General features: G+C 73.3%; 18 protein-coding genes. 9 read left to right on the top strand and 9 right to left on the bottom strand.

Translation table 11 applies throughout. The features are described from left to right. Positions 1–242 precede the first annotated feature (242 nt). The 4 genes from ACWCXH_RS10030 (at position 243) to ACWCXH_RS10015 (ending at position 3825) form a co-directional block, all read left to right on the top strand. Positions 243–1430: an acyl-CoA dehydrogenase family protein gene (locus ACWCXH_RS10030; RefSeq protein WP_449800874.1), complete on the top strand. Its 1188-nt coding sequence runs from the start codon at positions 243–245 to the stop codon at positions 1428–1430. A gap of 62 nt (positions 1431–1492) precedes the next feature. After that, a complete protein-coding gene (locus ACWCXH_RS10025) occupies positions 1493–1888 on the top strand; it encodes an ADP-ribosylation/crystallin J1 (protein ID WP_449800873.1) in 396 nt (131 codons plus the stop codon). A gap of 244 nt (positions 1889–2132) precedes the next feature. Further along, the gene (locus ACWCXH_RS10020) at positions 2133–3011 is read left to right on the top strand and encodes an alkaline phosphatase family protein (protein WP_449800872.1); all 879 of its coding nucleotides are present in this window, start codon (positions 2133–2135) and stop codon (positions 3009–3011) included. Between the two features lie 331 nt (positions 3012–3342). Beyond that, positions 3343–3825 carry a hypothetical protein gene (locus tag ACWCXH_RS10015; protein WP_449800871.1) on the top strand — a complete coding sequence of 161 codons (483 nt, stop codon included), beginning with the start codon at positions 3343–3345 and terminating at the stop codon, positions 3823–3825. Between the two features lie 334 nt (positions 3826–4159). On the opposite strand, the gene ACWCXH_RS10010 is transcribed toward ACWCXH_RS10015, so the two are convergent. Beyond that, complete coding sequence (locus ACWCXH_RS10010; RefSeq protein ID WP_449800870.1) at positions 4160–5905, bottom strand: carbohydrate binding domain-containing protein; 1746 nt, start codon at positions 5903–5905, stop codon at positions 4160–4162. 494 nt (positions 5906–6399) lie between these two features. Between ACWCXH_RS10010 and ACWCXH_RS10005 the strand changes: the two genes are divergently transcribed. Then, positions 6400–7779, top strand: coding sequence for a hypothetical protein (locus ACWCXH_RS10005; RefSeq protein ID WP_449800869.1), 1380 nt, complete (start codon positions 6400–6402; stop codon positions 7777–7779). 106 nt (positions 7780–7885) lie between these two features. On the opposite strand, the gene ACWCXH_RS10000 is transcribed toward ACWCXH_RS10005, so the two are convergent. From ACWCXH_RS10000 to ACWCXH_RS09965, 8 genes are all read right to left on the bottom strand, one after another. Next, entirely contained in the window at positions 7886–8470 is a 585-nt protein-coding gene (locus ACWCXH_RS10000; RefSeq protein ID WP_449800868.1) for a hypothetical protein, read from the bottom strand. A 118-nt stretch (positions 8471–8588) separates the two neighbouring features. Next, the gene (locus tag ACWCXH_RS09995) at positions 8589–9554 is read right to left on the bottom strand and encodes an ABC transporter substrate-binding protein (protein ID WP_449800867.1); all 966 of its coding nucleotides are present in this window, start codon (positions 9552–9554) and stop codon (positions 8589–8591) included. A 116-nt stretch (positions 9555–9670) separates the two neighbouring features. Continuing rightward, complete coding sequence (locus tag ACWCXH_RS09990; RefSeq protein WP_449800866.1) at positions 9671–10360, bottom strand: ABC transporter permease; 690 nt, start codon at positions 10358–10360, stop codon at positions 9671–9673. After that, positions 10357–11025 (bottom strand): ABC transporter permease, encoded by a 669-nt coding sequence (locus tag ACWCXH_RS09985; RefSeq protein ID WP_449800865.1) that lies wholly within the window; start codon positions 11023–11025, stop codon positions 10357–10359. The genes ACWCXH_RS09990 and ACWCXH_RS09985 overlap by 4 nt, the downstream gene beginning before the upstream one ends. Then, positions 11015–12130, bottom strand: a complete 1116-nt coding sequence (locus ACWCXH_RS09980) for an ABC transporter ATP-binding protein (protein WP_449800864.1) — start codon at positions 12128–12130, stop codon at positions 11015–11017. Before ACWCXH_RS09980 ends, ACWCXH_RS09985 begins: the two co-directional genes overlap by 11 nt. Positions 12131–12441: 311 nt before the next feature. After that, positions 12442–12828 (bottom strand): rhodanese-like domain-containing protein, encoded by a 387-nt coding sequence (locus ACWCXH_RS09975; RefSeq protein ID WP_449800863.1) that lies wholly within the window; start codon positions 12826–12828, stop codon positions 12442–12444. Then, positions 12822–13364 (bottom strand): cysteine dioxygenase, encoded by a 543-nt coding sequence (locus tag ACWCXH_RS09970; protein ID WP_449800862.1) that lies wholly within the window; start codon positions 13362–13364, stop codon positions 12822–12824. The genes ACWCXH_RS09975 and ACWCXH_RS09970 overlap by 7 nt, the downstream gene beginning before the upstream one ends. A gap of 400 nt (positions 13365–13764) precedes the next feature. Beyond that, positions 13765–16965 (bottom strand): hypothetical protein, encoded by a 3201-nt coding sequence (locus tag ACWCXH_RS09965; protein ID WP_449800861.1) that lies wholly within the window; start codon positions 16963–16965, stop codon positions 13765–13767. A gap of 512 nt (positions 16966–17477) precedes the next feature. Here ACWCXH_RS09965 and ACWCXH_RS09960 point away from each other — a divergent pair. The 4 genes from ACWCXH_RS09960 to ACWCXH_RS09945 all read left to right on the top strand — a co-directional run bounded on the left by ACWCXH_RS09960 (position 17478) and on the right by ACWCXH_RS09945 (position 22502). After that, the gene (locus ACWCXH_RS09960; protein WP_449800860.1) at positions 17478–18320 is read left to right on the top strand and encodes a nitrilase-related carbon-nitrogen hydrolase; all 843 of its coding nucleotides are present in this window, start codon (positions 17478–17480) and stop codon (positions 18318–18320) included. An 11-nt stretch (positions 18321–18331) separates the two neighbouring features. Next, positions 18332–19762 (top strand): dihydropyrimidinase, encoded by a 1431-nt coding sequence (gene hydA / locus ACWCXH_RS09955; RefSeq protein ID WP_449800859.1) that lies wholly within the window; start codon positions 18332–18334, stop codon positions 19760–19762. Positions 19763–19844: 82 nt separating this feature from the next. Continuing rightward, complete coding sequence (locus tag ACWCXH_RS09950; protein ID WP_449800858.1) at positions 19845–20858, top strand: TIGR03842 family LLM class F420-dependent oxidoreductase; 1014 nt, start codon at positions 19845–19847, stop codon at positions 20856–20858. Positions 20859–20954: 96 nt separating this feature from the next. After that, positions 20955–22502, top strand: a complete 1548-nt coding sequence (locus ACWCXH_RS09945) for an NCS1 family nucleobase:cation symporter-1 (protein ID WP_449800857.1) — start codon at positions 20955–20957, stop codon at positions 22500–22502. The last annotated feature ends 377 nt before the right edge of the window (positions 22503–22879 follow it).

The following is a 22879-nucleotide window of genomic DNA, read 5'->3' as shown; positions in this document are numbered from 1 at the left end:
CAGATGACAGATGACAGATTTCGAAATCTGTCATCTGTCATCTGTTCGCCGCCGCCCCTCCGCCACCGCCACCAGCGCCTTGAAGAACGCCGTGGTCGAGCACGGCGCGCCCGCCGGGTCGGTCGCGTACCCGCCACCGGACATGTCGCTTTCCTCACTTGCTCGCGCCCACCCGCCGCCCTGCCGGGTGCGGAATACTCCCCGGTATCCCGCCGAGACTACCGAGACCCCAAGGAGCTTCGATGACGAAGCCGACCCGGATCGATCCGGCCGACCTGCTCGCCGTCGGCGACCTCCTCACCGACGAGGAACGGCTCATCCGAGACACTGTCCGGAAGTTCACCGACGAGCGGATCCGCCCGCACATCGGCGACTGGTTCGAGCGCGGGGTGTTCCCAGCCCGTGAGCTCGCCCCCGAGCTCGGTGCCCTGGGTGTGCTCGGCATGCACCTCGACGGCTACGGCTGTACCGGTTCGAGCGCGGTCGCCTACGGCGTCGCGTGCATGGAGCTGGAGGCCGCCGACTCCGGACTGCGCAGTTTCGTCTCCGTACAGGGTTCGCTCGCCATGCGCGCCATCCACGTGTTCGGCTCCGAGGAGCAGAAGCAGCGCTGGCTGCCCGGCATGGCGGCCGGCGAGCTGATCGGCTGCTTCGCCCTCACCGAGCCGGACTTCGGCTCCGACCCGGCCAACATGCGCACCCGGGCCGTGCGCAAGGGCGGCGAGGGCGGCGACTGGGTGCTCTCCGGCAGCAAGATGTGGATCACCAACGGCAGCATCGCGGACGTCGCCGTCGTCTGGGCGCAGACCGAGGACGGCGTGCGCGGGTTCCTCGTCGAGCGCGGTACCCGCGGCCTGACCGCCAGCGACGTGCACGGCAAGCTGTCCCTGCGCGCCTCCGTCACCAGCGAACTCGCCTTCGACGACGTCGTGCTGCCGGCCGACGCCGTGCTGCCCGGGGTCACCGGCCTGCGCGGCCCGCTGTCCTCCCTCAACGAGGCCCGCTACGGCATCCTCTGGGGCACCGTCGGCGCCGCCCGCGACTGCTACACGGCCGCCCTGGACTACGCGAAGACCCGCATCCAGTTCGAGCGCCCGATCGCCGGCTTCCAGCTGACCCAGCAGAAGCTGGTCGAGATGATGCTGGAGGTGGAGAAGTCCTACCTGGTCGCGCTGCGGATCGGCCGGCTCAAGGACGAGGGCGCGGCCCGTCCGCCGCACATCAGCTTCGGCAAGCTCAACAACGTCCGCACCGCGCTGGAGATCGCGCGCAGCGCGCGGACCGTCCTCGGCGCCAACGGCATCACCACCGAGTACCCGGTGCTGCGGCACGCCAACAACCTGGAGTCGGTGCTCACCTACGAGGGCACCAGTGAGATCCACACCCTCGTGCTGGGCGAGGCCATCACCGGAGAGTCCGCTTACCGCTGACGGCCCGTGGGCAGGGGAAAACCGGTGGTCGGGCCGGAGCGGCCCGGCTACCGTCCCCTGCCATGAACGGCCAGACTGACGAGGGCGCCCCGACCACCCGGGCCACCGCGACCACCACCACTCTCTGGCGCCCGACCGGCCCCGAGGAACTGGCCCTGGTCGAGGCCGCCGACTGGCGGGCCTGGCCGCCCCGCCTGCCCGAGCAGCCGATCTTCTACCCCGTCCTGAACGAGGACTACGCGATCCGGATCGCCCGCGACTGGAACGTCCCGGCCTCCGGCGTCGGCTACGTCACCCGCTTCGAGGTCGAGACCGCCTTCCTCGCCCGCTACCCCGTCCAGCAGGCGGGCGGCCGGACTATCCTCGAACTCTGGGTGCCGGCGCAGGAGTTGGATGAGTTCAACCGGCACATCGTCGGCCGGATCGAGGTCGCACACGAGTTCCGGCCGCAGCCGTGACGCCTGCGGCCCTGCCGCCCGCTACGCCTGCGGCCCGCGCCCCCCGCAGCCGCCCGCGCCGCCGAACCACCAGTCGTCCCCCCACCCCACCGACCGGCAGGGTGGGGACAACCGCCTGACACCCGGCGGACACCGCCCGTTCGGCGACCGGACACCGACCGGTACGGCGGGCGGTGAACCATAGCGCGGTCGGCGGCGCCCTCGGCGGGCGCGCGCCGGGTGTGCACGACCGAAAGGATCTCCCATGACCGCTGCCCCGTGGCCCCGCCCCCGCGTGCTCGTCGTCGGCATCGACGGCGTCCGGTACGACTACCTGGAGCACGTGCCGATGCCGCGGCTCACGGAGGTCGCCGACGCCGGATTCCTCGTGCCGGTGACCGTGGCGGACACCACCCCCACCATGTCCGGTCCCTGCTGGGCCACCATCGTCACCGGCGTCGAGCCGGCCAAGCACGGCGTCTGGGGCAACCACCTCGCCGGCAACCGGCTCGACGTCTTCCCCGACTTCGCCACCCGGCTCAACCGCGGCGACCGCCGCCGCACCTTCGTCGCCGCCGGCTGGGACCCGCTGATGATCAACGAGTCCGGCGGCCCCCTCTTCCGCGCCCCCGGCCGCCTCTCCTACATCGCGCCCGCCGAGGACACCCCCGAAGCCTGGGAGACCGTCGACGAGGAGGTCGTCCGCGAGGCCGTCCACGTCCTCGCCACCGCCGACCCCGAGGCCTCCTTCGCCTACCTCGGCGCCGTCGACGAGACCGCCCACTTCCTCGGCTGCGGCGACGAGTACCGCGCCGCCATGCGCAACGCCGACGAGCGCCTCGGCCGCCTCCTCGACGCCGTCCGCGGCCGCGCCACGTACGCCGACGAGCAGTGGACCGTCATCGTCGTCACCGACCACGGCCACGTCGACGCCGGCGGCCACGGCGGCCGCACCACCGAGGAGCGCACCGCCTGGGTCGCCTGCGCCGGCCACGACATCCCCGCCGGCCCGCCCACCGGGGAGATCCGCCACCCCGACGTCGCCGCCCAGGTGTACGCCTCCCTGCTGCGCCCCATCGACCCGCACTGGACTCTCGACGGCCGCCCCTTCCCCGTCGCCCGGCCGGTGCCCGTCGCCGTCTGACGGGTGTACGGTACGGCCCGGTGACTCCGGGTGCAGCAGGCCGAGCTGCGCCCGGGCCGGACTTGAGTGACGCTCTATCAGGACCCGGGTGGCGCCTCGGCACGGTCTGTCGGCGCGTCGGCCGGCGCCCCGAAACCACGGGTGGCAGCGCATACGTCTGAAGGTGGAGAGGCTACCCCGTGGGATGGAGGCGTGATCGCGACCTCGTGGTGACGCCCCGGCCGTCCGGCACGGGCCAGGATGGTGACAACGGCCAGGGGACACCGCGGGCCGGACCGGACACTCGCACAGGCAACGGACTCGGAACCGGACAGGGAGAGGGCAGGCGGACATGAAGGGCATCGTGAGCAAGGTCGCGCTCGCAGTCGCAGGCACGGGCATGGCCGTCGCCGTGGCCGCCGTCGTCATCGGCCCACGCGTGTCCGAGTGGTACGACGGCCGCCACCAGGAGCAGGCCTCGTACGCCACCGGTACCGAGGCCAAGGCCGACCGCCGCTCCATGCCCGCCTGGCTGCCCGACAACGCCTCCGCGGTGCGCTACCTGATGTCCACCACCGGCGACGACCGCCTGCTGCGCGCCACCCTCCCTGAGGGGCGCCTGCCCGTCGGCTGCACCACCGGGCCGACCGGCAAGGGCGCGCACCCGGTACCGGAGTCGCTCAGGGCGGGCTGGTTCCCGGAGGGCGTCGCCGGCAAGGCCACCGGCACCTGCGGGCACTACAACGTGATGCTCTCCGGCAACCAGCTCTACGCCTGGCAGGACGGCGCCGCCGTCCAGGCGGCCATGCGCGCGGAGCGCCCGGCGAAGCGGTGAGGCGCCGGGGGCGCTGACGGACGGAGTCGCGGGGCCCTGGGGTACGGGGGCATCGGGCCACTGGCCGGTGCCCCCCACTGCCGGAGCGGGGCGAGGCTGATAGGACGGCCTTCGCGGTGCTGCTGCTGGTGGTGGTGCTGTTGTGCGCGGTGCTGGCGAGCGCGGCGTACGTGGCGCTGTGCCGACCGTGGCGGGCGCGGGCTCAGGTCCAGGCGGCGGGCTGACGCGGGAAGGCGGGCGGCGGCGGACTGGGGACGGCGAACAACGAACAGCTGACAGATAACAGATGGTGAAATCTGTCATCTGTTATCTGTCGGCCGCTATCTGAAACCCGTCAGGCGATCGCGAAGTCGTCCCCGTACACGTTCCCCTGCCCGTACCACCCGTGCAGGTAGACCGTCACGGTGCCGGTGGCGCCGGTGGTGAAGGGGACGGTCAGCTTGGTCCAGCCGGTGGAGTTGGTCCAGGTGCTGGCGTTCGCCTCGCCGCTGACGCCGAGGTAGGCGTAGTTGCCCTGCACCCAGCCGCTCAGCGTGTAGCTGGTGTTGGGCTTCAGGGTGACGGTCTGGGTGCAGTCGCCGGTCCGGCTTTCGGTCGGTACGGCCTGCAGCGCGTGCGAGCCGGAGTGGACCGGCGCGGTGACCACGGCCCCGCCGCTCCGGCAGGTCCACGGGGCGAGGCTGCCGCTCTCCAGCCCGCCGTTGACCAGGGCGCCGGGCGGCGGGGTGGTGCCGGTGACGGTCAGCATGTAGGTCACGCTGTGCGTGCCGGACGGCGCGGTCGCCGTCACGGTCAGCGGGTACGTGCCCGCCGCGGCTGCCGCCGTCGTGGCGACGTTCAGCGTGGCGCTGCCGCCGACGGTGACGCTGCCGGGGGTCACGGTGGCGGTGAGGCTCGCCGGGGCGCCGCTCACCGCGAGGCTGACGCTCTGCGCCGAACCGGCCGTCACCGCCGCCGCGATCGAGGCCGACGTGGATGAACCGGCCGCCACCGTGCCGGAGTTCGGGCTCGCGGTCACCGAGAAGTCGTTCGTCGCCGGCGCGCCGCTCGTGAACGGCGCGAAGATGTGCGTGAAGTCCCAGGTGTTTTGGGCGATCCCGGAGCACGAGTCGTTCCCGGCCGTGCCCGGGCAACCCCCGTTGTCGCGCTGCAGTGCCCAGAAGGACAGCGTGTTGATGCCCTTCGACACCGCCCAGTTGTACACGCTGGTCGCGTTGGCCACGGTGAAGGTCTCGGCCGCGCCGTAGTCGTCGATGCCGACCATCTCGGTGATGCCGATCGAACCCCACAGCTGTGCCGGGGACTTGCCCGGGTAGAGCTCGGCCAGCTGGCCGTACAGGCCCTGCGCGGAGGTCTGGGTGTCGGCCGCCATGTCGTGGGTGACGCCGTCGTAGTAGTCGAAGGTCATCATGTTGACGACGTCGATCCGCGCGTTGTTGCTCACCGCGTTCTTCAGCACGGCGAGCCCGCCGGCCGCCAGCCCGCTGGTGGTGGTCGGCAGCGTGTACGAGAACTGGACGGACCGGCCGTTGGCCGCGGCCCAGTCCTCCACCAGCTTGATCGCCTTGTTGCGGCGGTCGATGCCCGCCGTGTTGGTGAGCGAGTTGTCCTCGACGTCGAGGTCGATCCGGCTGATGTCGTACGTCGTGATGACGTTCTCGAAGGCCGCTGCGATCTGGTTGACGTCGGTGCAGCTGTCGGCGATCTCGGTGCCGGTGTTGTCGGCCGTGTAGCCGCCGAAGGAGGGGATCACGTCCCCGCCGCCCGCGCGGATGGCGGCGATGTCGGCGCCGAAGGTGGAGGAGGCGACCGGCTTCGCGGTGTCCCCGTTCCAGTACGGGGTGCACGAGCCCTTGGCGGAGGTCTGGAGGAAGGCCATCGTCAGGTACTTGGCGCCGGACTGGGCGGCCAGCGTGGCGGGACTCTGGCCGGTCCAGGACTCGAAGTAGGGGGCGAAGACCCGGCTGGGCGGCGGGCTCGCGGCCTGGGCGGAGCCCGTTGCGGTGGCGACGAGGCCGGCCGAGGCGGCCAGGGTGGCACAGGCCGTCAGGGCCGCCTGGATGGTTCTGCGTAGACGCATCGATTCTCCAATGGGCATGGAGGGGAAGGGTGTTGGGGAGGTGCTGGAGGCGTACGGGTCGCGCGGCGGGGGGAGCGGAGCGGCGTGCTCGGGGCGGATGGTGCCCACAGACTCGCACGGCGGCGAACGGCGGTGCGGGTACTGCGGATGTGCGCACGCCGGGCGGGTCGGGGGTGGAGCGGAACAGGGCAGGGCGGTGCCTCAGCCGCCGGTGGTCACACCCCCACAGTGCATCCCGGTCGGATCGACATGCTCATGGTTGGACTAGACCACTTACCTGTCAAGACGTCTTGCAGTTCGCCACCGCACGGTCCCGGCGGCGCCGGGAGCACCGGGAGTACGGGAGTACCGGGGGGCGCTGGGGGCGGCGATGGGGCTGGAGGCCGATTATTGGATTGTGGGCACGTGGGCCCGTCCGGGAGGATCGGACTCTTGTCCAACCGGACGACCGGACGACCGGCCCGGCAACACCCACCCCCTGGAGGAACACCCCTGTGACGACCCCCTCGCTGGACGACGCCTGGCGCCACCTGGAAGCCGGCGACCCGCACGCGGTCCTGCGTGAACTGCGTGCCCTCGCCGACGACGTGCCCGCCGCCCAGGTCGCCCCGCTGGTCCAGCGGCTGGCCGCCGACAGCGGGTTCGACGACCTCGCCGAGGCCGCCGCCCGCCTCGCTGCCGCGGGCGCCGGAGCCGGTGCGGGCGCGGGAGCCGCCGCGAGCACCGGAGCCGCCGACCCCGTCACCCTCTACAAGTACGGCTACGCCTGCGTCGAACGCGGCGTCGCCTTCCTCGCCGCACCCGCCCTCGTCGAGGCCCTGCGCCTCGCCACCGCCGAGGTGCGCGAGGGCGAGAAGACCAAGCGCGGCCTCTTCGGCCGGAGCAAGCCCCGGCCCGACAACCGCCTGCCGATCCTCGACGAACTCGTCTCCGCCCTCGAAGACGAGGAGCGGCACGCCGATGCCGCCTCCGCCCTGCGTGGCCACGAGCCCATCCTCCGCGACTGGCCCGAGCGTTACCTCCTCGCCTACAACGCCCTGATGGCCGGCGACCGGATCACCGCCCGCGCCACCCTCGACCGCCTCGGCGCCCCAGATGACCGGTGGCGCCCCGCCGCCGACCGGGTGCGCCGCGCCCTCGGCCGCGCCGACGCCGTCGAGGCCGCCGCGCTCACCGCCGCCCCGCTGAGCCACCAGGACCTGCGCGGCTGGCACTTCGCGCTCACCGGCGGCCTGCTTGCCACCCTCTCCCCGTACGGCTTCACGGCGGGCATGACCGGCCGTTACGCCTTCCTCCAGGACTCCTACGGCCTGTGCCGGCACGGGCTGGAGCGGCTGCGCCTGATCCTGGACGCCGCCGGTGCCCGCCCGCGGTCGGTCTCGCTGCTGCCCGGCCGGGCCGACCGGGCCCTCGGCCTCGCCGCCGCCGAGCTGCTCGGCCTGCCCGCCCAGCCGTACCGGCCGGGCACCGAGGACACGGTGGTCATCGCATACGACCTGAGCGACGCCGACGGCATCGGCCCGGACACGCTGACAGCGCTGCGCACACGCTCCGCGGGCGAGGTGCTGTACGAGCACGCGACCTGCTGGACCGACACGCCGCCGGTCACCGCGGACGTGAGTGGCCTGCTCGGCCAGACCGTCGCCCCGCCGTGGCGGATGCTCGGCGAGGAGCCGGACGGGCGCCCGGCCGAGGAGCTGGCGGCCGAGATCCTCGCCGCCGATCCGGCTCAGGACGACGGTGACGGCGAGACCCCGTCCGACCCGGACGACGTGCCGGCGGCCTTCGCCCGGGCCGTACGCGAGCGTTGGCTGCACGGCCAGCGCGACCGCTGCCGCACGAGTGGTCCGGTACCCAGCTCCCGCTTCCGGTAGGGGACTTGGAGCGGACTCCAGAGGTGCCGCGGCCGCGCGCCTGCTGACGACGCGCGGCCGCGGCGGCCCGGCACTCAGGACACCGGGTTGCGCGGGCGCCGTCGGATCAGGCCGGCGGCGGGCAGAGGGTGGCGCGAAGCGCCTCGTTGATCTTCGCGGCCTTGTCCGGCCCGAAGCCCTGCGGGTGGTCGGGGGCGGTGAAGCGCTGGTCGGCCAGTTCGACCAGCTTCGTCCTGTCCTTGGGGAACTGGTACATCGACTGGCACTGGCTGCGCGCCCGGTCCACGGCCTGGTCGGGCTTGCCGCCGACGATCGCCGGGTCGATCGCGTCCAGCGCGGCGACCAGCTTGGCGGTGACGTCGGCCGCCGGCTTGGCGGGCAGCCCGGCGTCGGTGGGCGGCGCGGGCTTGGCCGGTGCGGACCCACCGGCTGTGCCGGCCCCACCGGACGCACCCCCGGCTGTGGAGCCCGTCGGGGAGCCCGCCGGGGAGTCCGCGGGCGAGGTGGCCGCGCCGGAGGCGGGCGTCGAAGCGGCGGGGGCGGCGGTCGAGGTGGGGGAGTCGGCCGCGGCCGTGGAGGTGCCGGTGCTCGCTCCGGAGCCCGAGGCGGAACTCGGGCCCGAACCGGAGCAGGCGGCGAGGCTCACCGCGGCGAAAGCCGTGAGGGTGGCGGCGAGGAGACGAGTACGCATGGCGCCACACTGTCATGTTCGCGGCGCCGAAGGGAAGGTCCCGCGGACAGGCCGCCGGTGAGCGGCGAACGACCGGTGGCCCGGGAGGACGTCCTCCCGGGCCACCGGCGATGTCCCGTCAGGCGAGGCCGTTGGCCTTCAGCCAGTCCTTGGCCACCGCCGGCGGGTCCTCCTTGTCGACCGACACGCGCTTCATCAGCGCCGTCAGCCCGTCCGTGTCGAGCTTGGCCGACACCGCGTTGAGCGCGGCCGTCGCCGTCGGGCCCACCCCGGCCTTGTTGACCAGCGGCGTGACGTTCTGCGCGCCGAAGACGCCCTTCGGGTCGGCCAGCGGGACGAGCTTGAACTGGACGATCTTCGGGTCGGTGGTGAACACGTTGCCGACCTGGACGGTGCCGTCCTTGAGCGCGTTGGTCGTCGTGTCCCCGGTGGGCTTCCACTCCTTGAAGGTCAGCCCGTAGACGTCCTTGAACTGCTGCTCGCGGCGGGACTTGAACTCCGGCGGGCCGCCGATGGTGAACTCGCCCGCCTTGGCGGCCAGGTCGGCGATGCTCTTGAGCCCGTACTTGTCGGCGGTCTCCTGGGTGACGCTGAGCGAGTCCTTGTCCTCGGCGGGGGAGGAGTCCAGGATCGTGAGTGAGGACGGCAGGGTCTTGGCCAGCGCCGCGTTGACGTCGTCCTTGGTGACGGCGGTGGACTTGGCGTCCAGGTAGGCGAGCAGCGCGCCGTTGTACTCGGGCAGGACGGTGAGGTTGCCGCTCTGCAGCTGCCCGTAGAGCACCTCGCGGCTGCCGATGTTGAACTTCTCCTGGACCTTGACGCCCTTGGCCTTGAGCGCCTGCGAGTAGATCGAGCCGAGCAGCACGTTCTCGGGGAAGTTCGCGGAGCCGACCACGACGGTCCCCCCGTCGCCGGTGCTCCCGCCCGCGGGCGTGCTCGCGCCGTCGCCGACCGCGCCCGCCGCCGAGGAGGAACCGCCGTCGAGCGGGTTCCCGGCGGAGGAGCCGCAGGCGGTGGCGCCGAGGGCGAGGGCGGCGAGGGTGCCGAGGACGGCAGCGCGCCTGGTTCTGCGGATTGTCGACATGATGACAGGTGTCCTTCCGAGACGGGGGAGAGAGCAGGTTCAGGGGCCCGGTCGTGGGGCCGGGTCGGCGGACCAGGTCGGCAGAGCAGGCCGGCGGACCCGGTCGGCGGGCCAGATCAGCGGACCCGGTCGGCGGCCCGGCGCTGGGCACGCACCCCGCGCGGGAGCGCGTACCGGGCGAGCAGGACGAACAGCAGCTGGGCGGCGACCGCGAGCAGCACCACGAGTACCGCGCCACCCGCCGTCACCGCGTACTTGCGGGTGGCCAGGCCGTCGAAGACGTACCGGCCGAGGCCGCCGAGCCCGACGTACGCGGCCACCGTGGCGGTCGCGATCACCTGGACGGCCACCGTGCGGAAGCCCGCCAGCAGGGTCGGCGCCGCGGACGGCAGGCACACCTGCCAGAGCACCTGCGGGTGCGTCAGCCCGATGCCGCGCGCCGCGTCGCGCACGTCCGGGTCGGTGCCGCGCACCCCCTCGACGGCCGCGACCAGCAGCGGCGGCGCGGCGAGCGCGACCAGCGGGACGAGCACCGCCGTGTCGCCGACCCCGGCGAGCAGCACCGCCAGCGTGACCAGCCCCAGGGTGGGCAGCGCACGGGCGAAGCCGGCCAGCCCCGTGACGGCCGTGACACCACGCCCGGTGTACCCGATCAGCAGCCCGAGCGGGACGGCGATCAGCGCGGCGAACAGCAGCGCCTCGCCGCAGAACGCCAGGTGTTCGGCGATCCGGTGCACGATCGAGTCCGGACCGCTGCGGTGGGCCGGGTCGGAGAAGAAGTCGCCCAGCCAGGAGAGCCAGTTCACCGGCCCGCTCCCTTCTCGCGGACGGCCCACGGCGCGAGCAGCCGTCGCGTTCCCACCAGCACCAGGTCGACGGTCAGGGCGAGTGCGGCGATCAGCGCGATGCCGACCACGATCGGGGTCGGGAAGGTGCGCTGGAACCCGTCCATGAACAGGTAGCCGAGCCCGCCGCGCCCGACCAGCGCGCCGACGCTCGCCAGCGAGATGCTGGACACCGTGGCGACCCGCAGTCCGGCGATCAGGTACGGCACGGCGGCGGGCAGTTCGACGGCGGTCAGCCGGTGCAACGGCCCGTAGCCCATGGCGGTGGCGGCCTGCCGGACGGCGTCCGGCACGGCGCGCAGCCCGTCCACGGTGGTGGGCAGGAGCACGGCGAGCGCGTAGAAGGTGAGCGGGATCATCACGGTGGCCTGGGTGGCGAGGCCGGTGTACGGGATGAGCAGCATGAAGACGGCCACGGCGGGCAGCGCGTAGACGATGTTGAAGACGGCGGCGAGCGGCTGGTACATCCGGGGGAAGCGGGCGCAGGCCAGGCCCAGCGGGACGGCGACCAGCAGGCCGATGAGCACCGGCAGCAGGGCGATCACCGCATGATCGGCGAGCAGGTTACCGAGGTAGCCGAGGTGGTCGCCGATCCAGTACCAGCGGACGATCGGTTCATCGTCCACCGGTGGCTCCGTCCGTGCCGGCCCTGTCGTTCGAGCTGTTCAAGCCGTTCGAGCCGTCGGCCGGCTCGCCGCCCGCCGCGGCCAGGGCGTCGAGGACGGCCTCGCGGTCCGCCGTGCCGGTGGCCCGGCCGTCGGCGTCGAGGGCGACGGCGACCCCGGCGGGGGAGAGGACGGCGGCGTCCAGCGCGGTGCGGAGGGTGTCCGTGCCGGGTCGGTAGCCGGGGGCCGGGCGCAGTTCGGCGGTTCGGGCGCCGCGGTCGATCCAGCCGAGCGGGCGGCGCTCGTCGTCCAGTGCCAACTCCCAGCCGGCGAAGCGCAGTCCGCCGGCCAGCGGGCGGGCGGCGACGGTGCTCGCGGGACGCAGGCCGAGGCCGCGCAGGCCGCGGTCGCGGCCGAGGAAGGCGGCCACGTCGTCGTCGGCGGGCGCGGTGAGCAGGGTGTGCGGGTCGGCCAGCTGGGCGATCCGGCCCTGGCCGCGCAGCACGACGACCTGGTCGCCGAGCCGGACGGCCTCCTCGATGTCGTGGGTGACGAACAGCACCGTCTTGTGCAGGTCGGACTGCAGGCGCAGCAGTTCGTCCTGGAGCCCGGCGCGCACCACCGGGTCGACGGCGCTGAACGGCTCGTCCATCAGCAGCACGGGCGGGTCGGCGGCCAGGGCGCGGGCCACGCCGACGCGCTGCTGCTGGCCGCCGGAGAGCTGGAACGGGTAGCGCTTGCCGGTCTCGGGCGCGAGCCCGACTAGGTCGAGCAGTTCGGCGGCCCGGGCGCGGGCCTTCCTGCGGTCCCAGCCGAGCAGGTAGGGGACGGTGGCGATGTTGTCGATCACCTTGCGGTGCGGGAAGAGCCCGGCCTGCTGGATCACGTAGCCGATGCCGCGGCGCAGTTTGGCGGGTTCCAGTCCGGCGACGTCCGCGCCGTCCAGCAAAACCCGGCCCGAGGTGGGCTCGACCATCCGGTTGACCATGCGCAGGAGGGTGGTCTTGCCGCAGCCGGACGGTCCGACCAGGACGGTTATCCGTCCGGTCGGCACGTCCAGGTCGAGGCCCTCGACGGCGATGGTGCCGTCGGGGTGGCGCTTGCCGGCGCCGTCGAATCTGATCACGGGGAGTTTCCTCGTCCGGGCGCCCCTCGGTGGCGGCGCCTGTGGTCGGTCTGTGGTCGGTCTCTCGGTTGACGGCGGTTTGTCGACAAACGGCGGCGGTGCGGACTGCGGTGGCATGTGTCGGATCAACCGCCCGGGCGTTCTTCCGCCCGCCTGGCTGCCCAGCTTCGGACCGGCGGAAACTCTGATCAGACTATGACCTGCATTATCTCCTGTCCCTGATTTACCGTCCGGCAGGCAGATCGGGGCCGTGCCGGCAGGGCTTCACCGGGTCCGGTGCCGGGTGCGGCGCCGGGCCGGCACCCTGCCGTTCAGCCGCTCTGACGGGTCGGCAGTCCGGACGCCGCCCAGCCGACGAAACCGCCGTCCAGGTCGGTCGCCCGGTGCAGCCCCAGCTCGCGCAGCGACGCCGCGGCCAGGCTCGACGCGTACCCCTCCGAGCACACCACGATCCACTCGACGTCGTACCCCGACGCCTGCGGGATCCGGTGAGTGCCCGTCGGATCCAGCCGCCACTCGAGCACGTTGCGCTCGATGATCAGCGCCCCGGGGATCTCGCCCTCCGCCGCCCGCTGCGCCGCCGGACGGATGTCTACCAGCAGCGCGCCGTCCAGCTGGGCCTGGTACGCCTCCCGGGCGCGCGGGCGGTACACGCCCTCGCGGGCCCGCTCCACCAGGTCGTCGATCGTGGTCACCACTGCTTCGGTCCTTCCTCGGAGGTGCGGACGAGCCCGCCGGCCCGCAGGTCGTAGTGCGCCATCGAGCTCAGCGGCGGCGAGTAGGCGTGCAGGGTGACGGCGGGGCCGGAGGCCGTGTTGCGCACGTCGTGCACGTACTCGGGACCGAACGCGCGGGCCGTCCCCGCCGGGACGCGGCGGATCAGCAGGCCCTGGTCCGGGCCGCCGAGCGAGAGCTCCTCCAGCTCGCCGAGGGCGACGGTGAAGGCGCCGCGCGAGCCGCCGTGGTCGTGGAAGCCGGTGGACTGGCCGGGCAGCCAGCTGATCAGCCACACCTCGTGATCGCCGTCCGCCACCAGGCGCCGGTACCAGCGCTCGTCGGTGGACAGGCGGACGTGGTGGATCCACCGGTCGGGCCGCTCGGCCAGCTCGCGGACGATCGCGCGCAGCGCGTTCGGCGTGAGCGGCGCACGGGCTTCCTCGGCATGGGTTGTGGTGTCGGCGGGGGTCGGGTGGTCGGCGGGGGTCGGGTGGTCGGGGGCGAGGTCCAGGCTCATGAAAGCGTCCTCGGGTGCGGCGGGAACGTCGGGAGGTGCGCCCGCGTCCGCGAAGCCGCGGCGGGCTCGCGCCGCTGGAGCGGCACGGCAGCGCGCGGGGTGCGCCGGGCGAGGGCGGGTCAGGACTGCGGATGCGGGTGCGCGGCGCGGGCCCTGGCAGACGTCACAGGGCGCAACCGGCGCGGAGGGGCAAGGTCAACAGGCACACATGGAGCTCGCCTGGCGTCGCAGATCGACGTGCAGGCGGCAGACCAGGGTGGCGCCGGATTCCATGCGCTGGATCCTTCCCGACCTGCGCGGCGGGAGTCAAGTGGGACCCGCGGTCCGTCCACACCTCGGACGAAAGCCGCTCACTCCTCGGACGCGGCCATCCTCGACCCCCGGCGTTCGCGGGCCCGCGTCACCCCTCGGCCGGGCACCGCGGTGCCGGGGGAGCGGCGGCCGCTCGGGCCGACCCCGCACCGCCCGGCGGCTGCGCCGGTACGGGCCCGGCCGCGCTGCCCGCCGTCCGCCGCGCCGCCAGGGCCGCCTCGACCACCGGCGCCGCCCGGTCGCCCAGATGGCGGCCGAGCGTCTGGTAGGCGTCGAACTGCCGGTGGTCGAACCACTGGTCGCTGGTCAGGTCGTTCGGGAACGCCGCGTTGGCCACCGCGTACGACAGCAACTCGTACGGCATGTCGGCGGTGAGGACGGCCTGGACGACGACCAGCGTGCCGTGCCGGGCGCCATCGCTCCGGCCGGGGCCGTCCTCCCCGGCGAGGCCCGCGAGCGGCTCCGGATAGCGGATGTCCCCCGTGACCACCGCCCGCTCCGACAGCCGCGCGGACAACTGCGCCGCGAGCCCCCGCAGCGGCTGCGGCCCGCCAGCCGTCGCCCTGCCGTCGTCGGCCGTCGCCTGCGCCGCCCGCTGAGCGTGTGCCAGCTGCTCCGCCGCGCTCCCGGGGATCAGAACCTCCGGCTCGTGCAGGGTGATGACGATGCCGAGCTCCTCGCGCGCGAGCGTGATCGCGGCGGCGAGGTTGGCCGCGTACCCGGAGTCGCCGCTGGCGTCGATGCAGACCGCCGTCCGGACGCCGTGCCGCAGCAACTCGACCAGGCCCAGGTTCTCGTAGTGCCCGCCGTCGGTGGTCAGCAGGAACCGGTCGTCCATCGGGAACCGCCCGGTCAGCTCCCGCAGTTGGTACTGCAGCCGGCGCACCGCCGGCTGCTGCGGGCGCCGCCAGTCCGGCACGCCGGACCAGCAGGGGCCCAGCACGGCCGGATTGGGCAGCCAGGTGCCGAGCCGCGCGTTGGTGACCGCGAACAGCCCTTGGTACGCCTTGGACTGACGGCCCATCGCCGAGGAGAACGCGGCCCCCGAGACGGCCATCGCCGACTGCACGGTGAGGTCCCGGGCGACGTGCCGCCGGGTGCGCCGCTCCAGCAGGTCGGTGCGGGCGTAGCCGACGTCCGGGCCGCCCACGTAGTCGTGCGAGAGTGTGAAGGACACCGCCCGCCGCCCCGGCGGAGTGCGGGTGTCCCCGGAGAGGTTGGCCGCCGCCGAGAAGATCACCTGGGGGAAGTCCGGATGCCGCGCCGCATAGTGACTGAGCCAGGTCTGCTCGCGGAAGAAGTCGTACGGCCGGGCCACCACCGCGCCGCCCTCGGTCACCCGGCGGACCGCGAACGCCGTGGCCAGCCGGAGCCGGTAGAACGGGTGCAGGCTCATCCACGTCTGGTCCAGGTTGAGCCCGACCGCGCCCAGCACCAGCGGCAGCAGCACCTGGACGGCCGTCGGCCACGCGTACCCGGTGGCGACCGCCCAGCCGAGCGCGAGCAGCGCCCCGGCGGACAGGGTGGCCAGCGCCGCCCACACCACCACGTACTGGGGGAGGTTGGCGGTGAGGCTGCCGCCGAGCCGGCCCGCCCCGCGCAGTGCCCCGGCGACTGCCGCCGCGCCCCGGCGGATCGTCCGGCGGTCGCGCCAGAGTATGCCGAGCAGCAGCGCGAGGTAGCTGAGCACGACGGTGAGGCTGAGCCCGGCGCCGGTGAGCCGGGGGCCCGCCGTCAGCGCCGTCTGGAGCCGCACCGCGCTCCACGCCAGGCCCGGCACCGCCAGCACGCCGGTGGCCACCAGCGCGGCCAGCGCGAGGCTGCCGTGGAAGAGCCGGCGGAGCGTGCGCGGCAGCGCGGCGTCCCAGCCGAGCGGCGGGAACGCGAGTGCCGAGAGCAGCCAGCACGCGACTGCGGTGACCAGCAGGGCGGCCAGGGCGGCGACGGCGGGCGCGCGGAACACCAGCGGCCCCGGCGATCCGGCCCCGCCGGTGCGCAGTCCGGCCGCCGCCAGGCCGTCCAGCCGGGTGACCGGCACGAGCCGGTAGAAGCGGCTGAGCCCGAGGCCGAGCACCAGGACGGCGGCGAGCAGCAGGGTGAACGCCGAGATCAGGCCGCGCAGCAGGGTGCCGAGGGCGACCAGCCACTCGCCCGAGCCGTCGGCGATGTACTTGCTGTGGCGGCGGAGGTGGTCCTCCTCGGGGGAGCCCGGTTCCAGCACGGTGTCGGCCGTCAGGCCCGAGACGGCGTGCACCGGGCCGCCGGGCGCGGAGTCGCTGAGCGCGAGCTGCATCGCGCCGGCGGCGTAGCCGCCGCCCGAGACGGAGACCAGGTACCGCGCCCGCTTGAGCCACGGCCGCAGTGACTGGAGCGCGCCGAGGGTGACGCAGGCCGAGCGGATGCCGCCGCCCGAGGCGCAGAAGCCGAGCTCGGCGGGCTCGCGCCCCGGCGGCACCCGGGCGCCGTCGCGCCAACGGACGTGGCCCGCTTCGATGGTGGCGTCCGCGGTCGCACCCGGGGTGGCGCCCGCGCCCGAGCCGGGGCCCGGTGTGCCGGCTGACATGCCGGCCTGCGGCGGCCAGAGCGCGCCGTGCGCGGTGACCACCGGCCAGGGCGGGATCAGCGCGGGGCGGTCGGGGGAACCGTCCGCGGAGCCGTCCGCATCCAGGGCGGGCGGCTGCGCCCGGAGACCGCGGACGGCCCGGACGAAGGTGACGCCGAGCACGCCCACCGCCGCGGCCCCGGCAGGCAGGAGCAGCAGCCACTCGACGGTGGCGAGCCCCGAGGCGACGGCGAACGGCGCGGCAGAGCCGTACGGGTGGTCGAGGCCGTGCGCGAGCAGCACGTCCGCCCCGAAGCCGCAGCAGGCCGCGACCAGCCCGGCGCCCCCGGCGGCGAGCGCGGTGAGCCGCCAGCGCGCCCGTCCGAACACGTACCCGCCGAGCAGCGCGGCGGCCACCAGCGTCAGGCAGGCGCCGCCGGTGAGCCAGACGTCGGCCCGGAGGGCGGACGTCCCGTCCTCCACCCGCCCGCCGACCGCGGCCAGGGCGGCCGCCCGCGAACCGGCCAGCCGGAGCGCCACCACCGCGCCACGCGGCTCCACCTGACGGAACAGCAGCGCGCCGAGGGCGGCGGGCAGCAGCGCGCCGAGCGCCAGCAGCAGACCCGCCCATGCCGGCGCCGCGGGCGGGCCGGCCGGCGGATCCGCCCGCCGCGCCCACGCGAGCAGACGGCCGAGACCGCGCTCGGGCGGCGCCTTGAGCACCGCCCTCCCGAGAGCCGTCGTCATACCTGCCACCCCCCCCAATCCCCGGGCCCGCACCGGCGGGCGAAGTAGCGCTGCGCCGCGGCACGGTAACGGTCCGCAGTGGCTTCCACGCGCGTTTTACCCAGGTTGGCCGGAACCCGCACCCGGAACGCCTGGATTCACTCGAATGAGTAAGGAGCGCACTCCCGGGGTAGATGACCGATTCATCCCGTCCAGGCGGACCCGCGTGTCCGCGTAACAAGATCGCCCCGGACGTGTTGCCCCCAACGTATTGTCAGGCCACCGAACCCGGCCTACGGTCGACAGATCGCTTTTCTACGCACGTAGACGCACGCAGCCGCACGTGGACCCGCGTGGACGCACGCGGACGCCCCGGCCATGCGTGACGAGCGTGCGCGGAAAGGCGCGCGGAGACCGTGCCGCGATCAGCAGACCAGCAGACCAGCCTGCGCACCGCAGGCCAGAGCCACCCCGTCAACCCTCAGACCGCAGGCCCGGCTCCCCGGCCCGGCCGCGGAGTTGCGGAGGTACCCATGTCGCAGATCGTCCGTGCCGCGCTCGTCCAGACCCGCTGGACCGGCGACCAGGAGAGCATGATCGCCCTCCACGAGCGGCACGCCCGCGAGGCCGCCGCCCGGGGCGCGAAGATCATCGGCTTCCAGGAGGTCTTCAACGCCCCCTACTTCTGCCAGGTCCAGGAGCCCGAGCACTACCGCTGGGCCGAGGCCGTCCCCGAGGGCCCCACCATCCGACGCATGCAGGACCTGGCCCGCGAACTCGGCCTCGTCATCGTCGTCCCGGTCTACGAGGAGGAGCAGGCCGGGGTCTACTACAACACCGCCGCCGTGATCGACGCCGACGGCAGCTACCTCGGCAAGTACCGCAAGCACCACATCCCGCAGGTCAAGGGCTTCTGGGAGAAGTACTACTTCAAGCCCGGCAACCTCGGCTGGCCGGTCTTCGACACGGCCGTCGGCCGGGTCGGCGTCTACATCTGCTACGACCGGCACTTCCCCGAGGGCTGGCGCGCCCTCGGCCTCGCCGGCGCCCAGATCGTCTACAACCCCTCCGCCACCAGCCGCGGCCTGTCCGCCTACCTCTGGCAGCTCGAACAGCCCGCCGCCGCCGTCGCCAACGAGTACTTCGTCGCCGCCATCAACCGCGTCGGCACCGAGGAGTACGGCGACAACGACTTCTACGGCACGTCCTACTTCGTCGACCCGCGCGGCCAGTTCGTCGGCGAGGTCGCCTCCGACAAGGAGGAGGAGCTCGTCGTCCGCGACCTCGACCTCGGCCTGATCGAGGAGGTCCGCCAGCAGTGGGCGTTCTACCGGGACCGCCGCCCCGAGGCCTACGGACCGCTCGCCGAAGCCTGAGGAGCACCCCGATGACCACCCCCGACCCCCGCCACCGCACCGTCGTCCGCGGCGGCCTCGTCATCACCGCCACCGACGAACTCCACGCCGACGTCCTCGTCGAGGGCGAACGCGTCGCCGCCCTCGCCACCACCGGCAGCGCCGCCGCCGAGGCCTGGACCGCCGACACCGTCATCGACGCCGTCGGCCACTACGTCATCCCGGGCGGCGTCGACGCCCACACCCACATGGAGCTGCCCTTCGGCGGCACCGCGGCGTCCGACACCTTCGCGACCGGCACCCGCGCCGCCGCCTGGGGCGGTACCACCACCATCGTCGACTTCGCGGTCCAGCCCGTCGGCGGCTCCCTGCGCGAGGGCCTGGACGCCTGGCACGCCAAGGCCGACGGCAACTGCGCCGTCGACTACGCCTTCCACACCATCGTCTCCGACGTCACCGACGGCGTCCTCAAGGAGATGGACGCGCTCGTCGACTCCGGCGAGTCCACCTCGTTCAAGCTCTTCATGGCCTACCCCGGCGTCTTCTACAGCGACGACGGCCGCATCCTGCGCGCCATGCAGCGCGGCGCCGCCAACGGCGGGCTCGTCATGATGCACGCCGAGAACGGCATCGCCATCGACGTCCTCGTCGAACAGGCCCTCGCCGCCGGGCACACCGCGCCCCGCTACCACGGGGAGGTGCGCCGCGAACTCCTGGAGGCCGAGGCCACCCACCGGGCCATCCGGCTCGCCCAGGTGGCCGGCAGCCCGCTCTACGTCGTCCACGTCTCCGCCGCCTCCGCCCTCGCCGAGATCGCCCAGGCCCGCGACGCCGGGCTCAACGTCTTCGGCGAGACCTGTCCGCAGTACCTGTTCCTCTCCACCGACAATCTGGCGGAGGAGGGCGCCGACGGCTTCGAGGGCGCCAAGTACGTGTGCAGCACACCCCTCCGGCCGCGCGAGCACCAGGAGGCGCTGTGGCGGGGGCTGCGCGCCAACGACCTGCAGGTCGTCTCCACCGACCACTGCCCGTTCTGCTTCGCCGGGCAGAAGGAACTCGGCCGCGGCGACTTCTCGAAGATCCCCAACGGCCTTCCGGGCGTGGAGAACCGGATGGACCTCCTCCACCAGGCCGTCGTCGACGGGCACATCACCCGCCGCCGCTGGATCGAGATCGCCTGCACCACGCCGGCCCGGATGTTCGGCCTGCACCCGCGCAAGGGCACCATCGCACCCGGGTCCGACGCCGACATCGTCGTCTACGACCCCAGCGCGGTGCAGACCGTCTCCGCCGCCACCCACCACATGAACGTCGACTACTCCGTCTACGAGGGGCGCCAACTCACCGGCCGCGCACGGACGGTGCTCTCGCGCGGCACCGTCGTCCTCGATGGTGGCAGCTGGCTCGGCCGAGCCGGGCACGGCACCTTCCTGCGCCGCGACACCTGCCAGTACCTGGTCTGACTTCTTCCTTTTCCGGTCCGTCCGCCGCCGTTCGGGCCCCTTCCGGCCCCGGGCGGCGGCCCCGTCCCTCTTGGAGCCACTGATGGACATCGGCCTCGTCCTGCAGACCGACCCGCCCGCCCGCCTGCTCATCGACCGGATGATCCGCGCCGAACGGGCCGGGTTCAGCCACGGCTGGACCTTCGACTCCTGCGTCCTGTGGCAGGAGCCCTTCGTCATCTACAGCCGCATCCTCGCCGAGACCGAACGGATGACCGTCGGCCCGATGGTCACCAACCCCTCCACCCGCACCTGGGAGGTCACCGCCTCCCTCTTCGCCACCCTCAACGACATGTACGGCAACCGCACCGTCTGCGGCATCGGCCGCGGCGACTCCGCCATGCGCGTCGCCGGCCGCCGCCCCGCCACCCTCGACCGGCTCTCCCACGCCATGCACGCCATCAAGGAGTTGGCCGAGGGGCGCACCGTCGAGGTGGACGGCACCGAGATGCACCTCCCGTGGGTGCAGCCCGGCGCCACCCTGCCCATCTGGATGGGAGCGTACGGGCCCAGGGCACTGGCACTGACTGGCCGTCAGGCCGACGGCTTCATCCTGCAGTTGGCCGACCCGTACCTCACCGAGTACATGGTCAAGGCGGTGCGGGCCGCCGCTGTCGAGGCCGGGCGCGACCCGGACACCGTCACCATCTGCGTCGCCGCACCCGCCTACGTCACCGCCGACGACTCGCCCGCCGCGATCGCCCACGCCCGCGAGCAGTGCCGGTGGTTCGGCGGCATGGTCGGCAACCACGTCGCCGACCTCGTCAGCCACTACGGCGAGCACTCCGACCTCGTCCCGGACGCCCTCACCGACTACATCAAGGGCCGCCAGGGCTACGACTACAGCCACCACGGCCGCGCCGGAAACCCCGACACCGCCTTCGTCCCGGACGGGATCGTCGACCGCTTCTGCCTCATCGGCCCTCCGGCCGCGCAGCTCGCGCGGCTCGAGGAACTGCGCTCCCTGGGCGTGAACCAGTTCGCCGTCTACGCGATGCACGACGCCGTCGAGGCCACCATCGATGCCTACGGGACGGACGTCATTCCCCACCTGTAACGCCACGCCTGTGACGCCCCGCCTGTAATGCCTCATCTGTAATGCCTCACCGTCACACCCCGCCTGTAACGTCAGGAACGGATACGGGAGTTGCCCATGGCCGACGCCGCGACCACCGACGGCGGACAGCTGCAGCACCTCGACGGGCGGGTCGAACTCGACCCGTCCGCCGGGGATTTGCCGCCGAACGGCTTCACCAACGACGACCTGCGGCCCGTCCCGGTGGCGCGACGGACCTGGACCACCTACAACTTCCTCGCCCTCTGGGTCGGCATGGCCCACAACATCCCCTCCTGGACGCTCGCCTCCGGCCTCGTCGCGCTCGGCATGGACTGGAAGCAGGCCGTTCTCACCATCGCCCTCGCCAACCTCATCGTGCTCGTGCCGATGCTGCTCACGGGTCATGCGGGCACGAAGTACGGCATCCCGTTCCCGGTGTTCGCCCGCGCCTCCTTCGGGCTGCGCGGAGCCAACCTGCCCGCCCTGATCCGGGCCGCCGTCGCGTGCGCCTGGTTCGGTATCCAGACCTGGATCGGCGGCGAGGGAATCTTCCTGCTCGCGGGCAAACTCCTCGGCGAATCCTGGCGCACCGCAGGGGAGTTCGGCGGCTACCCGTGGACGCAGTGGCTCTCCTTCCTGGTCTTCTGGCTGGTCGAGATGGCCATCATCGCCCGGGGCATGGAGACACTGCGGCGCTTCGAGAACTGGGCCGCGCCGTTCGTCATCGTCGGCGCCCTCGCTCTGCTCGGGTGGATCGCCCTCAAGGCCGGTGGCCTCGGGCCGCTGCTCGACCAGCCGTCCCGACTCGGCTGGGACGGTGACTTCTGGACGGTCTTCTTCCCGGCGCTGATGGGCATGATCGGGTTCTGGTCGACGCTCTCGCTCAACATCCCCGACTTCACCCGCTTCGGCGGCAGCCAGCGCGCCCAGATCCGTGGCCAGGCCCTCGGCCTGCCGACGACGATGACGCTCTTCGCGCTGCTGTCCGTCCTCGTCACCTCGGGCTCGCAGGCCGTGTACGGCAAGCCGGTGTGGGACCCGATCGAACTCGCCGCGAAGATGGAAAGCCCGGTCGGCATCCTCTTCGCGCTGCTCACGGTCCTGATCGCGACCCTGTCGGTGAACATCGCCGCCAACGTCGTCTCGCCCGCCTACGACCTCGCCAACCTCCTGCCCCGGTTCGTCAACTTCCGGACCGGGGCGCTCGTGACGGGCATCGTCGGGATCGCGATCTTCCCGTGGAAGCTGATCTCCGACCCGCACGTGTACATCTTCACCTGGCTGGGTGTGGTCGGCGGGCTGCTCGGCACGGTCGCCGGGGTGCTCATCGCCGACTACTGGGTGCTGCGCCGCACCCGGCTCCGGCTCGCCGACTTGTACCGGCCGGGCGGGGCGTACTGGTACGCGGGCGGGTGGAACTGGCGGGCCGTCGTCGCGCTCGTGGCCGGGGGCGCGCTGGCGGTCGGCGGCTCGTACGGCGGGCCATTCCCGGCGCGCGGGCTGGTGCCGGCGCTCAGGCCGCTCGCCGACTACGGGTGGGCGGTCGGGTTTGGCGCGGCGTTCGTGCTGTACGTGGGGCTCAGTTGGTGGGGGAGGGGAGTGAAGCGGCCGGCGGAGGGGCGACGACTGGCGACTGACAGATGACAGATTTCGAAACCTGTCATCTGTCATCTGTCGCCTGTCACCCGTCGCGCATCGCGCATCGCCCGTCGGCGGAGGCGAGTGCGGCACGCGGGTCCACCGGCAGCGGGCGGAGTTCGAACCCGGCGGCGCGAACCGAGTCGGCGAACGTGGTGTGGGTGGCGACGGCGGCCTGGTATCCGGCCGTCTGGAGCCGGGTGCCGAGCCCGGTGAAGGGGGGCGCCGTCGCCCCGCGAGCCGGCGGTGGCGCTCAGGACGCGCATGGCCGCAGTGCCACGGCGCCGTCGCAGCGCTGGGCGTGCGCCACGCCCACGCGCCCGCCCCGCGGTCGGTCCGCGTCCGCGGCCGTCCGCGCCCGGGACCGTCTGGTCGACCGCCGC

The organism is Kitasatospora sp. NPDC001660 (genome assembly GCF_053596725.1).
This window is presented reverse-complemented; position numbering and strand designations above follow the sequence as displayed.